The sequence below is a fragment of the Mesobacillus foraminis genome, from assembly GCF_004340465.1.
Classification (GTDB): domain Bacteria; phylum Bacillota; class Bacilli; order Bacillales; family Cytobacillaceae; genus Mesobacillus_B; species Mesobacillus_B foraminis.
Genome location: NZ_SLVV01000006.1, coordinates 105,956 through 118,316, shown reverse-complemented (window position 1 = coordinate 118,316; position 12,361 = coordinate 105,956). Strand labels below are relative to the sequence as shown.

Here is a 12,361-nt window from a genome sequence, read left to right as displayed (position 1 = left end):
AAACAATAAAGACGAGCTTATGCCCGTCTTTAAGCTGTTTTTGCCGGAAGGAGAATTCTAAAGGTGGTTCCTTTATTTTGCTCGCTTTCGATGTATACTTTTCCGTTATGGCTTTCAATGATTTTAAAAGACACCATTAAGCCCAGTCCGGTCCCTTCCTTCTTCGTGGTATAGAAAGGTTCACCGATTTTTTGCAGCTTTTCCGGAGGTATGCCGACGCCCGTATCCTTAATTGAAATCTCGACATTGTTGTTTTCTACTTCTGCACTTACGTACAAGTCACCGCCATCTGGCATCGCTTCAATCCCATTCTTGATAAAATTCAGGAATACCTGTTTAAGACGGTTCTCATCGCACTCAATTTGGACAATGTCATTGTTTGCATTAAAATGAAGTTTGACACGCCGTTTGCGCGCTTCAAATTCAAGCAGGGAAACAATGTTCCGGAGGATTGGAACAATATTCTTTTCCTCAAGTTCAACGGTTTTGGGCTTAGCCAGTACCATGAATTCCTCCACAATATTATTAACGCGATTGATTTCATCTAAGATAATATCAAGGAATTCTCTGCGCTGAGGATCTTCCTCATCCAGCTGAAGAAACTCAGCATAGCCTTTCATGGAGGTTAAGGGATTGCGGATTTCATGCGCTACCCCAGCCGCCAGCTGCCCAACTGCAGCAAGCTTATCCTGGCGGTGCAACAGTTCCTCGGTCTGTTTCCGTTCTGTAATATCGCTTCTCATCGCGAGATATTGATACGGCTTGCCATTCTCATTGAGAAACGGAACGATTGTGGTAGAAACCCAGTAAAAAGATCCATCCTTTGCTTTGTTGCGGACTTCTCCTTTCCATACTTTCCCGCTTCCAATCGTCCTCCAGAGGTTTTTAAAAAATTCCTTTGAATGGAATCCCGAGTTTAACAGTCTGTGGTCACTGCCGATCAATTCCTCACGGGAATAGCCTGAAATTTCCACAAACTTGTCATTTACACTTTTAATGATCCCCTTCTCATCAGTAAAAGCAACAATTGCTGCCTGGTCGATCGCAAATTTATAGTCGCTGACTTCCCTCAGACTGTTTTTCAAACTCGCTTCCGCCGTTTTCCGGTTTGTAATATCTGTCCGGATAGATACATATTGATATGGCTTTCCTTTTTTATTGAGGAACGGAACAATCGTAGTATCGACCCAGTAAAAAGATCCATCCTTTGCTCGGTTTCGTATTTCGCCTTTCCATGTTCTCCCTGACCCGATTGTCCTCCACATTTCCTTGAAAAATTCCGTTGAGTGGTACCCGGAATTCAAAATCGAGTGGTTTTGTCCGAGTAATTCACCCTCTGCATACTGAGAGATCTCTACAAATTTTTCATTTACATATGTGATATTTCCTTTTGGATCGGTTATCGCAACAATTGAAGATATATTTAAAGCATCCGTAATATCGTTTAAGTTTGTATCAGTCTGTTCTAAACGTCTGCTCACCAGTGCACTGGAGGAAATCAAGCCGCCAAGGATAATGACTGCAACAAAGAGGATAAGATAACTAATCAAGGATTCAGGTACCGTAACCTGCTGAATGTCCGAATTTTCCAGTTGATACAAAGAAGCAGCCCTTGTAAGCAGCAAATGACCCTCGACTATAGCCCCGGTAACAACCAGTGAAGTTAAAGGTTTTAACCATACATGACTTGATTGAGAAAAATTTTTTGAATAGTAAAGAATCCAGAACGAAAAGAAAAATGAACAGTATATCAAAATCAGTGCAGCCGCTGTGACTAATGGCTGGTAACGGAAGCCCATGTTCATCGAGAACATGGCGATCATATGCACAGCCAAAACGGCGAGTGTCATGAAAAAACTGCTTATATATAGATGCTGTACTTGCAGCTTTTTATTTGCCAGTGTATAAAAGGCCATTCCAGTAAAGGTGATTCCTAACATAATAGAAAGAAGGTTCATTGGAATTTGATAAGAAATAGACCCGGTCATATTTAAAGCAAGCATTCCAAAAAAGTTCATCACCCAAATGCCAATTCCAAATGAGAAGATAACACCAATAAATAAAAACCTCCTACTTTTATCAGAGGATTTTACGATTGAGAATAAATCTAAGGCTGTATATGAAGACATAATTGTCAATATGATTGCTACTAGAAATATGACAGGGTTAAATGATAAATTGAAGTTTTCCATTATGCCGCATCATCCCCATTATCAGTATCAATATTGATTGTACGGTATTCGTACAAAGAAGGAAAGTACTATTTATTGGTTCTGTAATAAAATTGTCACATAAGGATATTGACAAATTCCCTTTCTCCCTTCAAGAAAAGTTAAATTTATGAGTTTTTTTATAATTCCAAAAAAGGGGGGGTACACAAAACAAGCCTTATAGCTTATACTGTACTATAACAGGTATTACTTATTAAAATTGTACTATAGAAGGGGTGGAGAAAATGTTGATGAGTCCATTGGAGTTTTTTAGAAGTTTGCCAAAGAAGGTATGTCCTGAATGTGGAGAAGGTGTTGAGGAGCAAGCTGAATCCTATTTAATGGAATGCGACAGGTGTTTATCAAAAAAAGAAGAGTAGCCGGCCAAAACCAAAAGTCTCCCTTCCTCGGGAGATTTTTTGGTAACATCCTGGAAAGCCGGCCGAACCATGACATTAACAAATGATTCGCCACCATGCATGTATGCTTCACCATTTACGTTTTGCTAAAAATCCACAATGCACCCGCCTATTGGAAATGGAACTTTAATTGATCAGGAACAATTTACCTTTCCACTTTCGTATAAGGTCCTGTCTCTCCGTAAAAGTTATAAGAAAAGGAGTTGTTATTGTGAAGGAACAAAAAAGCCAGGTTGATACCCCAATCAAGAAAAACGCCCCACCCAGCACTTACGGTGGAATGTCTCCAAATGCAGGGAAGATTCCGGGAGACTCAATCGACGAGCATCGCAATATTGAAACAGCGAACATTATCCTATCAGGCAATGAAATACACCAGCAGAATGAGAATCAATAGCAAATAAAGGGGGAAATCTAGTGGATATGCTGGACCCAGGCAAAATCAAACAAGGGGATGAAGTATTCGTCATTTACCGAAATCCCCACGTTCCAACAGTAGCGAATATCAAGGCGGCAGAGATTGTTGCACACCCAAAAGATCCGGGGGCTCTGGCATTATTTTTAAACGAAACGTTTCACGTAATAGAAGATGATGATGCCCTTTTTGCCAGTGAAGACGCAGCCAAACAAGCCTACGATAATGTCTACAGCCAGGATGAGCCCGAACAATATTTTTCATAATTGATTTAGAGGTTTCAAACATTGGCAGGGCGGTTAAAGATAGAATGCAGGCAATTATTAAACAGGAGGGACTGAAAAGCGAATGAAAGCTCTATCAGCATCTTCAAAATTAGTAATTGGCTATGCACTTGAAGGTGGATTCATCCTACTAAAAAAGAACGGAACTTTGGTCCCTGCACGTTCTGTTACGCGCGGAAAGCTTTACCCGTTATCCTTGTAGAACTTCAATTCAGCATTTAATAGGTAAAGGGCTGTCGCAGGACAGCCCCTTTTTATTGTTCCAGATCCGAGCGCTTTCCTGGCTCTGAATGTCCTCCGGTTTCATTGCCGGTGGTGGACGTGTAACCTACGCGATAAGCAGAATCCCTTTTTTGTTTAAGTGCTTTTGGCATATGGTATTGTTCCTCATGGCTTTGAAATTCGCCTTTATCTGACATTACGGTATCCCCCTTCTAACAATCCGATTTGTCAATGTGAAGCGGCGGAGGGATAAGCCATCCCTTCTCTTTTAACAGCTTAAGATTCTTCGCTGCAAACTGGGCTGTTCTCGTGTGAAATTGTGCGTACATCATGGCAATGTCCTCCCGAATACATTGGCCCATAACCGTACTGCAGCTAATTAGCGAAGCAGCAAGATCACCCCCAAGCTTGTTGGCAATCTCAGGGTCATTAAACCTCGCTCCAGGAGGTATATTTTCCAGGCAGGCATCTGGCCGCTCTGGTGGGGTCGGTGGCATAGCTACACCATTTTCTTTCAGGAGCCCCTCAATTTCTGCTATCTCCTGTTTCGTCCCGTCTTCAAGAATGTCTTTTATCAATTTCCTCAGGTCTTCATCACCCGTATGGTTAAGAAGGGTTTCGTACCCGGCGACAAAAGCTTTTGCAGCGGTCAAGTGCATCCAGGTTGAATAAACTTCTCCATAATGCATTGGTTCTTCTTTAGGATTTCCATTCAGAATACCCATTAACATCCTCCTTATTCGGTACATGGCATTGCCCCTCCATTGGATAGTGGCCCTTTTATTTTGCACGTTCCCTGCATTTTCATATCAGGGAATGAAAGACAATCGGCAAAAACACCTTCAAAAAATGAAGGTGTCAAAGGTTTTATTCATATCCTTTACGCGGGATCTCAATATCTTTCCCCTCATCGGTATTATCGATGGTTGCCAGTATTTCCCCTTCCATGTAGGCATCACTGACCTGTTCATGAGTCTTAGCAAGGCCCGAGGATAGTTCATCTTGCCTGTTATAATCGTCTGTATGATATTGTCTTCCCGCAAGCTTCAAATTGTCTTTATTTAAATTTTTATCCACATTACTCACTCCTTTCTGACTCTATGCTTAATTTCCTTCAAGAGCAGTTAAACCATACAAGGAATTTCTTTTGAATTTATATTGAAACAGTCAATAGAACCTTTACGAAACATCATGGCAACAATGCCTGAAGCCTCTTTGTACTTTAAAAAGGCCAGAGCGGCAATAATCCAGCTGCAGTGTGCACATAATAAAAAAGCTCTAAATGAGGCAAACTTTTATCAGCTTTTCAAAAAACAGTTTGCTTACCAGAGGGACATTTACGGGTCGTGATTACATTCAACTAATACTTTATTTACAGGCAAATTATGAATGGACAGGGGGGTTCTAATGCGAGAGGTGATTTTGGCTTTGCTTGCCGGATTGGTGGTAGGAGTCTTATTCAAATTTCTAAAGCTCCCCATCCCCGCTCCACCCGTATTATCCGGAGTCCTTGGGATTGTCGGCATTTATTTAGGCGGATTGGCTGCTGAATGGATATTGAATATGTTTAAAAGCTGAAAAAGAACCAGTTTGAGCAGCGTACTGCTGCACAAACTGGTTCCTTAATTTAGATGTGAGTGGTAGCCTTTTGTTTATACTTTTTGGTGGAGGAAACATTTGCTATTGCTAATGGATCCTTTACTGGCCGAGATGCCAGATAGGAATACAGACATCCAACAAAAAAGCCTCCGCCGATGATATTGCCAATAGTCACTGGAATCAGGTTATGCACCATTCCAATAAGATTCACGGTTTCCGGATGGGGAACCAGGAGTGCCATTAAAAACAATGCCATGTTGGCAATGCTGTGTTCAAAACCTGATGCAACAAAAGCAAAAACGAGCAGCATCATAACTCCGATTTTCGCCCCATCCCCCTTCACATGGAACGGAATCCAATATGCTGCCAGGCAGACCAGCCAATTACAAAGAATCGCTCTGAAAAAAAGCTGAAAGGAAGAAGTTGTCATTTTAATACTTGCAGCCTCCATGATGAATTGGGATTTCTCCGGAGATCCTAAAAGTCCTGTAAAGGAAATAAAGACTGCAAAAAACAGGGCGCCCAGCAGGTTACCTGAGTAGCAAGCTGCCCAATTTGACAGTGTGTCTTTAATGGTTGTTTTTTTACCAAGTGTACTCATGACAAAGATCATCGTATTTCCTGTAAACAGCTCAGCCCCGCCAAAAATAATTAAGATCAGTGCGAGACCGAAAAAGATGGAGCTAATAAGGTATGTGGCCGGCGAATGAACATCGTAAAAAGCTTCGCCCAGTCTGTACGAAACCATTATTCCAAATCCAATATACACTCCTGCAAGTCCTGCCTTTAGTATATATCTTGTGAATGAGGATTGAAGAACAGACCTTTTTTTCATTGCAGAATCAATCGCTAATTGATATGGCTCAGAACTCATTTTTTACCCCTGCCTTATTTGTGATATGTTTCACATACTTTTATAATCCAATAATATCTCTAAATCTTGCTCTTGGGCACAATCCTTAATGAACGAAATATGACGTTTTTTAAAGCGATTACATATTGAGAGAATTTGCACGCTTGCCATTTTGAATATTTCATATAACTTGCATCGTGAAAAAACAATCGTCGAGCAGTAAACGAAGATACGCATCGGGAAAGATTTGTCACAATATATCCATATGATTAAAACTGTTTCTCCTATATGTTATTAAGGGGGGATGCAAAAATGAAAAGGATATACATCATTTGTGGAATATTGTTATTTATCGGAATCGCATCAGGAATCTCTTTTTTCCTGATCCGGGATGCAAATGCCCAAATACCGGACAATATCACACTGATGACACAGGATAAGGAAGACTTCACTTTTGGTGAGAATAATAAAAAAATAAAACTTGTTGAATTTGTCTATACACACTGTCCAGATATTTGTCCAACTACTACCCAAAAAATGCTGCTCCTACAGAGAGATCTTGAAAAGGAAGGAGTTTTCGGGGACAAGGTTCAATTTATAACGGTTACTATTGATCCATATCGTGATACACCGGAAGTGATGAAGGAATACATGACTACCTTTGAGATAAAAAATGACGGAAACTGGCTTATGATTACTGGGAACCCGGATAATATGAAAGAGGAACAAATTAAAATACGGGAAGTTGCCGAAACCTTTCAATTCCAATACCGTGATCCTGGAAACGGCTTCTTTGTTCATACTGCCTTTACTTACTTGATTGACGAAAACAATAAATACATCAAAAAGTTTCCCATGGGCGAGGAATTTAATAAAGATGAGGTCTTTAAAAAGATCATGAAGGAAATTTAACAATGTCAATAAGCGGCAGGGCATTGCCCCGCCGCTTTTATGTATGTACTTTGTTATGTTCTGCTTTTACTGTCCCTTTGCGCCATGCCCGGCCCGTGACAGGGCTGAACATGGCACAGGCGCTTGTTTAATGTGAATTGACAGTGGGATGCTTTTTGGTTTGCTCCAGGGAGAAGAACTGTGACCTTGGCTTGGTAAAGCTGACTTTTATCCCTGATTCTTTCAAACGGTTCACAAAATCGACCAGCTGCTGTTTAGCCATCTTATAATCTCCTTTTAGGACCTGTTTATACTACTATTTTACCTTATATAATTGAAAAATGTGTGAAGATGAGCAAAAAAATTGAAAAAAATATTATAATGATCTTCTTTTTAGCAGTCTGCATTTTTATTGACTGTTTCTTCCCACTTTCCTTGCTAAGACTATTCCCTGTTTTTTTTTGATTAACCCATTTTTGGAAAACATTAGTAAAGAATTCGCGATGGAGCTCGGGATGTGGTATAATTTTTGGGATTATTTTATTTGGAGGAAATTCATGATTACAGTTAATAATGTTGGCTTGCGGTACGGTGACCGAAAGCTGTTTGAAGATGTTAATATTAAATTTACCCCTGGCAACTGCTACGGATTAATTGGAGCCAATGGTGCCGGTAAGTCCACTTTCCTTAAAATCCTGTCTGGCGAAATTGAGCCCCAGTCAGGCAATGTTTCATTAACGCCTGGAGAACGACTTACTGTGCTGAAGCAAAATCACTTTGAATATGAAGATGTAGAAGTGATCAAGGTTGTCATCATGGGACACAGCAGGCTTTATCAAATTATGGAGGAAAAAGACGCCATATACATGAAGGCAGATTTTACAGACGAGGATGGCATGAAAGCTGCAGAGCTTGAAGGTGAATTCGCTGAATTAAATGGGTGGGAAGCTGATTCGGAAGCTTCGATTCTTCTAAAAGGACTGGGTATCGGAGAAGATCTGCATAATAAAAAGATGGCCGATCTGGACGGCGGGCAAAAAGTTAAAGTACTCCTTGCCCAGGCATTGTTTGGGAAACCTGATGTACTTCTCCTCGACGAGCCGACCAACCACCTTGACATTAAAGCTATTCAATGGCTTGAAGAATTCCTGATCAATTTTGAGAACACAGTCATAGTTGTTTCCCACGACCGTCACTTCCTGAACAAGGTATGTACTCATATTGCGGATCTGGATTACAGCAAGATCCAAATCTACGTCGGGAACTATGATTTCTGGTATGAATCCAGCCAGCTGGCTACAAAAATGGCCCAGGACGCAAACCGGAAAAAAGAAGAGAAAATAAAAGAATTGCAAGCCTTTATCGCACGCTTCAGCGCGAATGCATCTAAATCAAAACAAGCTACATCAAGGAAGAAGCTTCTTGATAAGATTTCTCTTGATGATATTAGGCCTTCTTCACGCCGATACCCATATGTCAATTTCGGGATTGAACGTGAAATAGGAAATGACTTGCTGCGCGTTGAGGGATTAACAAAGACCATCGACGGAGTAAAGGTTCTTGATAATATTTCTTTCATTATGAATAAAGATGATAAAATTGCACTTGTGGGAAAAAATGAACTAGCAAAAACAACCCTCTTTAAAATTCTCATGGGCGAAATGGAACCTGACAGCGGCAGCTTTAAATGGGGCGTTACAACCTCCCAGGCTTACTTCCCTAAGGATAACAGCGAGTATTTCGAGGGATCGGACCTGACTCTTGTCGACTGGCTCCGCCAATTCTCCCCAAAAGATGACAGCGAGAGCTTTCTTCGCGGGTTCCTTGGAAGAATGCTTTTCTCGGGTGATGAAGTACTGAAAAAAGCAAGCGTGCTCTCCGGTGGGGAAAAGGTTCGATGCATGCTTTCCAAAATGATGCTGTCCGGCTCAAATATTTTATTACTGGACGAACCAACGAACCATCTGGATTTGGAATCGATCACCGCCTTGAATAATGGATTGATTAATTACAAGGGATCGCTGATCTTCTCCTCCCATGACCACCAGTTTGTTGAAACCATTGCTAACAGGATTTTCGAAATTACACCATCTGGTCTTGTCGATAAGCAAATGACTTATGATGAATATATTGAAAACCAGGAAATACAGCAGCAGGTTGCTTCTATGTATTAACCAAAAGCCCGGGCATACCCGGGCTTTTTTGTTCTATTGTTTTTTCTGCTTATTGCGGGCTGAAGAAGCTTTAAAGCTGCCTGTTTCACGGTTGGTTGTCCCCTGCCCCTCTACCTGGGGAGAATTTAAGCCAATTGTGGATGGATCATGCTTGCGCTTAGACATATACACACCTCCCCGCTTACTTTTAGTTGTTTGAATGGAATTTATACAAAGGACACGGACGAATAATTCCACCCTTGCGTGGAAAAATTAGACTTGGAGGAGGTGTTACATATGGCAAGAGTTGGAGTGGAGCAATCTCTTACAAATATTTCAGAGGCGCTTCGTGAAAAAGGGTATGATGTCGTAGACCTAAAACAGGAAAACGATGCACAAGGCTGTGACTGCTGCATTATTAGCGGAATTGATTCAAATATCATGGGTATGCAGGACACTGTTACCCAGGGGTCTGTTATTGAGGCAAATGGCCTCTCTGCAGATGAAGTTTGTCGCCAGGTTGAACAAAGGTTTGGGAAATAAACAGGAAAACTGCCTCAAAAAGGCAGTTTTTTTATTGTTTCTTCGCTATAATGAAGGAGCAAATTGATTTTAGGAAACAAGGATGAATCACATATGAAAAGGAAATTGCTCCTGACAGCTGCCCTGGCTGCATTCATCTTATTGGGCGGCTGTTCTCAAAATACGGAACAAACAAGTAAGAGCATCGAACTGACAATATCCGCTGCTGCAAGCCTGAGTCAGGCACTCATGGAGATTGAAAACATTTATGAGAAACAAAACCCGGATATTAACCTGCATTTAAACTTCGGAAGTTCGGGGTCACTTCAGCAGCAAATCATCCAGGGAGCCCCTGTTGATTTGTTTTTTTCAGCAGCAAAAACTCCATTTTACAGGCTTGTCAAGGAAAAACTTATCCTGCCAGCATACAACACTAATTTAATCGGGAACGAACTAGCATTGATTGTACCCAAACAATCAAAAATGCCCTTGGGCAATTTTAGGGACCTGGATTCTGGCCAGATTGCCAGAGTAGCGATTGGAATCCCTGAAACCGTACCGGCAGGACAATACAGCCTGCAAGTTCTCAAGGGCCTGAACATAGATCAAAAAATAGCGGAAAAACTTATACCGGCAAAGGATGTCAGACAAGTGCTTTCTTATGTTGAAACCAATAACACAGATGCGGGCATAGTCTATGTGACAGATGCAAAAGGTTCTGATAAAGTTAAAGTTATATCTTTAGCCGACCCTGCTCTCCATGACCCGATTGTTTACCCAGTCGGTGTGCTAAAAAGTACACCAAACAAAAAACAGGCTATAGAATTCTATGAATTTCTTAAAACAAAAGCTGCATTGCAAATATTTAAAAACTACGGATTTACGATATTGGATTGATATGAAATGAATCAGAACTTTTTTGACCCGATCATCCTGTCACTTCAAACAGCAAGCGTCGCGCTCCTGTTTGTGGTTTTCTTTGGCATCCTTATCGCAAAAGGAATGGCGGGAAGCCAATTTAAAGGCAAAATTCTTGTTGAGACCTTTCTGCTTCTCCCGTTAGTCCTTCCTCCTACCGTAATTGGCCTTTTATTGATCATTTTATTTGGAAGGAACAGTCCTCTTGGTGCTGCCATCGAAGCATTTCTAGGTCAGCCAGTGATGTTTACCTGGCCCGCAGCGGTGATCGCTTCAGCTGTCGTTGCTTTCCCGTTAATGTATCAGTCGGCAAAATCCGGGTTTCTTTCAGTTGATAGAGCTGCCGAAGAAGCTGCGCGTGTAGACGGAGCCGGCGAATGGCTCGTTTTTATTTATATTACTCTCCCGCTGTCGGCAAAAGCGCTTGCTGCTGGTGTTATTTTAAGCTTTGCCCGGGCACTCGGGGAATTCGGAGCTACCCTCATGTTTGCAGGAAACCTTCCGGGAAAGACCCAGACTATTCCAACCGCTATCTACGTGGCTTTTGAATCAGGCTTTATGAATCTGGCCTGGCTATGGGCAGCAGTAATGGTTCTCATATCCTTTCTTATGCTGCTTGCCACAAGATGGCTGAAATAGGAAAAGGCACCCTTTATCTCAATGGGTGCCTTTTTCTTCTGGAACGGCGCAGATTCCTGTTAAGCGTCCAGACTGCCATTGCAGCAAAGACTACAACGGTGATGAAAAGCGGATTCCCTTGCAAAAGACCACTCTCATCGGCTGTCTCTGAAATCTCTTGAGCCGGCTCAATTTGATGTTCATTTACGATTTCCTCTAGCTGCAGCTCCTGCACGGTTTCCCCGCTGCTGTTCCGAATGGACAGCAAACCCGAAGAGTCAACTTTTCTCATGCCCTCTTTCAGAGGCTGGGTTACATATACATCTTCAACAGGCCTAAAAGACTTCCCAGCATGAATAAAAACCTCAGTATGAGCGAGTGGGACAGTTTGATAATGGGCAAATCCAAAATCAAGGAGCTTAATCGTATCTTTATAAATTTCTCTTTTGAAGTCGTTTTTTAGGACAATTGCCGTTAAATCGATTTTCCCATTGGATGCCGTCGTTGCGAGAGTCTGCTTTGATTGGTCGACAAACCCGGTTTTCCCGCCTGTTACCCATTTATAGGGTACTTCCCCTTTAACCATGCGATGATGGCTGTATATAGTAGTATCCCAGGCCTCACCCTTCCAGGGAAGTTCCTTGGTTGAAAAAATCTCCTTAAATTCCCTGTTTTGCATGGCATGATTTAATATCAGCCCAAGATCATTTGCAGTTGTATAGTGATCCTTTGAAAATAAACCATGGGGGTTGACAAAATGGGTATTTTTCGTGTGCAGCTCGTCTTTTAAATACTGATTAAGGCTGTCAGAGAACTGTTTTAGACTGCCATCCAAATGTTCCGCAATGGCAACAGCAGCATCATTCCCCGAATTGATGAGCATCCCCTGGAGAAGTTTTTTTAATGGCACCTTCTCCCCTTCATTTAGGTATACACGGGTGCCCTCAACCTTTAAAGCGTTTTCACCAACTGTCACAGTATCGTCCAGATTCCCATGTTCAATGGCATAGATTGCAGTTGCCATTTTCGTAAGACTGGCAGGATACATTTTTTTGTCGCCGTTCTTAGTAAATAAAACTGCACCTGATTTTGAATCCATCAGGACAGCCGCCTTGCTGTTAATATCGGGATCAGCTGTTCCTTGTGCCGAAGCCTCCTGGTTTCCCTGTAAGAAAAAAAGGAGCGTAGTACAAACAAGCAATACTAGTCTTTTCATATAAAACACATCCATTTATATAAGTTCCCTTTTGAGTTTAT

The 12,361-nt window shown here is 41.6% G+C and carries 18 protein-coding genes; 10 read left to right on the top strand and 8 right to left on the bottom strand.

Annotated elements, in window-relative coordinates; genetic code table 11:
• Window positions 1-29: 29 nt before the first annotated feature.
• On the bottom strand, window positions 30-2,192 hold the full coding sequence (locus EV146_RS11760) for a PAS domain S-box protein (RefSeq protein WP_132006171.1): 2,163 nt from the start codon (window positions 2,190-2,192) through the stop codon (window positions 30-32).
• A gap of 263 nt (window positions 2,193-2,455) precedes the next feature.
• On the opposite strand from EV146_RS11760, the gene yhfH reads away from it, so the two are divergent.
• The 4 genes from yhfH (at window position 2,456) to EV146_RS27000 (ending at window position 3,530) form a co-directional block, all read left to right on the top strand.
• Window positions 2,456-2,590, top strand: a complete 135-nt coding sequence (yhfH, locus tag EV146_RS11755; protein ID WP_132006168.1) for a protein YhfH — start codon at window positions 2,456-2,458, stop codon at window positions 2,588-2,590.
• 250 nt (window positions 2,591-2,840) lie between these two features.
• Window positions 2,841-3,026 (top strand): hypothetical protein, encoded by a 186-nt coding sequence (locus EV146_RS11750; protein ID WP_132006165.1) that lies wholly within the window; start codon window positions 2,841-2,843, stop codon window positions 3,024-3,026.
• 26 nt (window positions 3,027-3,052) lie between these two features.
• The gene (locus tag EV146_RS11745) at window positions 3,053-3,310 is read left to right on the top strand and encodes a transcriptional regulator SplA domain-containing protein (protein ID WP_181215873.1); all 258 of its coding nucleotides are present in this window, start codon (window positions 3,053-3,055) and stop codon (window positions 3,308-3,310) included.
• Between the two features lie 82 nt (window positions 3,311-3,392).
• On the top strand, window positions 3,393-3,530 hold the full coding sequence (locus tag EV146_RS27000) for a hypothetical protein (protein WP_158287078.1): 138 nt from the start codon (window positions 3,393-3,395) through the stop codon (window positions 3,528-3,530).
• A gap of 52 nt (window positions 3,531-3,582) precedes the next feature.
• Here the strand turns inward: EV146_RS27000 and EV146_RS27555 are convergent, their stop codons facing one another.
• The 3 genes from EV146_RS27555 to EV146_RS11735 form a co-directional block, all read right to left on the bottom strand.
• Window positions 3,583-3,747: a hypothetical protein gene (locus EV146_RS27555; RefSeq protein WP_162990240.1), complete on the bottom strand. Its 165-nt coding sequence runs from the start codon at window positions 3,745-3,747 to the stop codon at window positions 3,583-3,585.
• Between the two features lie 15 nt (window positions 3,748-3,762).
• On the bottom strand, window positions 3,763-4,275 hold the full coding sequence (locus tag EV146_RS11740) for a DUF3231 family protein (protein ID WP_121612223.1): 513 nt from the start codon (window positions 4,273-4,275) through the stop codon (window positions 3,763-3,765).
• A gap of 142 nt (window positions 4,276-4,417) precedes the next feature.
• On the bottom strand, window positions 4,418-4,627 hold the full coding sequence (locus EV146_RS11735; protein WP_132006160.1) for a YozQ family protein: 210 nt from the start codon (window positions 4,625-4,627) through the stop codon (window positions 4,418-4,420).
• 330 nt (window positions 4,628-4,957) lie between these two features.
• Between EV146_RS11735 and EV146_RS11730 the strand changes: the two genes are divergently transcribed.
• Window positions 4,958-5,128: a XapX domain-containing protein gene (locus tag EV146_RS11730; protein ID WP_121612221.1), complete on the top strand. Its 171-nt coding sequence runs from the start codon at window positions 4,958-4,960 to the stop codon at window positions 5,126-5,128.
• A 49-nt stretch (window positions 5,129-5,177) separates the two neighbouring features.
• Here EV146_RS11730 and EV146_RS11725 read toward each other — a convergent pair whose 3' ends face one another.
• On the bottom strand, window positions 5,178-6,023 hold the full coding sequence (locus EV146_RS11725; RefSeq protein WP_132006157.1) for a formate/nitrite transporter family protein: 846 nt from the start codon (window positions 6,021-6,023) through the stop codon (window positions 5,178-5,180).
• 291 nt (window positions 6,024-6,314) lie between these two features.
• Between EV146_RS11725 and EV146_RS11720 the strand changes: the two genes are divergently transcribed.
• Complete coding sequence (locus tag EV146_RS11720) at window positions 6,315-6,914, top strand: SCO family protein (RefSeq protein WP_132006154.1); 600 nt, start codon at window positions 6,315-6,317, stop codon at window positions 6,912-6,914.
• A 127-nt stretch (window positions 6,915-7,041) separates the two neighbouring features.
• On the opposite strand, the gene EV146_RS28155 is transcribed toward EV146_RS11720, so the two are convergent.
• Window positions 7,042-7,176 carry a hypothetical protein gene (locus EV146_RS28155; RefSeq protein ID WP_257535514.1) on the bottom strand — a complete coding sequence of 45 codons (135 nt, stop codon included), beginning with the start codon at window positions 7,174-7,176 and terminating at the stop codon, window positions 7,042-7,044.
• 274 nt (window positions 7,177-7,450) lie between these two features.
• Here EV146_RS28155 and EV146_RS11715 point away from each other — a divergent pair, with 274 nt between their 5' ends.
• A complete protein-coding gene (locus tag EV146_RS11715; protein WP_121613979.1) occupies window positions 7,451-9,067 on the top strand; it encodes an ABC-F family ATP-binding cassette domain-containing protein in 1,617 nt (538 codons plus the stop codon).
• 33 nt (window positions 9,068-9,100) lie between these two features.
• Here the strand turns inward: EV146_RS11715 and EV146_RS11710 are convergent, their stop codons facing one another.
• Window positions 9,101-9,232, bottom strand: a complete 132-nt coding sequence (locus tag EV146_RS11710) for a YuzL family protein (RefSeq protein ID WP_121612219.1) — start codon at window positions 9,230-9,232, stop codon at window positions 9,101-9,103.
• A gap of 111 nt (window positions 9,233-9,343) precedes the next feature.
• Between EV146_RS11710 and EV146_RS11705 the strand changes: the two genes are divergently transcribed.
• The 3 genes from EV146_RS11705 (at window position 9,344) to modB (ending at window position 11,125) form a co-directional block, all read left to right on the top strand.
• Window positions 9,344-9,589 carry a YkuS family protein gene (locus EV146_RS11705; protein WP_132006151.1) on the top strand — a complete coding sequence of 82 codons (246 nt, stop codon included), beginning with the start codon at window positions 9,344-9,346 and terminating at the stop codon, window positions 9,587-9,589.
• 93 nt (window positions 9,590-9,682) lie between these two features.
• Window positions 9,683-10,465: a molybdate ABC transporter substrate-binding protein gene (gene modA / locus EV146_RS11700; RefSeq protein ID WP_132006148.1), complete on the top strand. Its 783-nt coding sequence runs from the start codon at window positions 9,683-9,685 to the stop codon at window positions 10,463-10,465.
• A 6-nt stretch (window positions 10,466-10,471) separates the two neighbouring features.
• Window positions 10,472-11,125: a molybdate ABC transporter permease subunit gene (gene modB / locus EV146_RS11695; RefSeq protein ID WP_132006145.1), complete on the top strand. Its 654-nt coding sequence runs from the start codon at window positions 10,472-10,474 to the stop codon at window positions 11,123-11,125.
• Window positions 11,126-11,138: 13 nt separating this feature from the next.
• Here modB and EV146_RS11690 read toward each other — a convergent pair whose 3' ends face one another.
• Window positions 11,139-12,320: a D-alanyl-D-alanine carboxypeptidase family protein gene (locus EV146_RS11690; protein ID WP_158287077.1), complete on the bottom strand. Its 1,182-nt coding sequence runs from the start codon at window positions 12,318-12,320 to the stop codon at window positions 11,139-11,141.
• Window positions 12,321-12,361 lie beyond the last annotated feature (41 nt).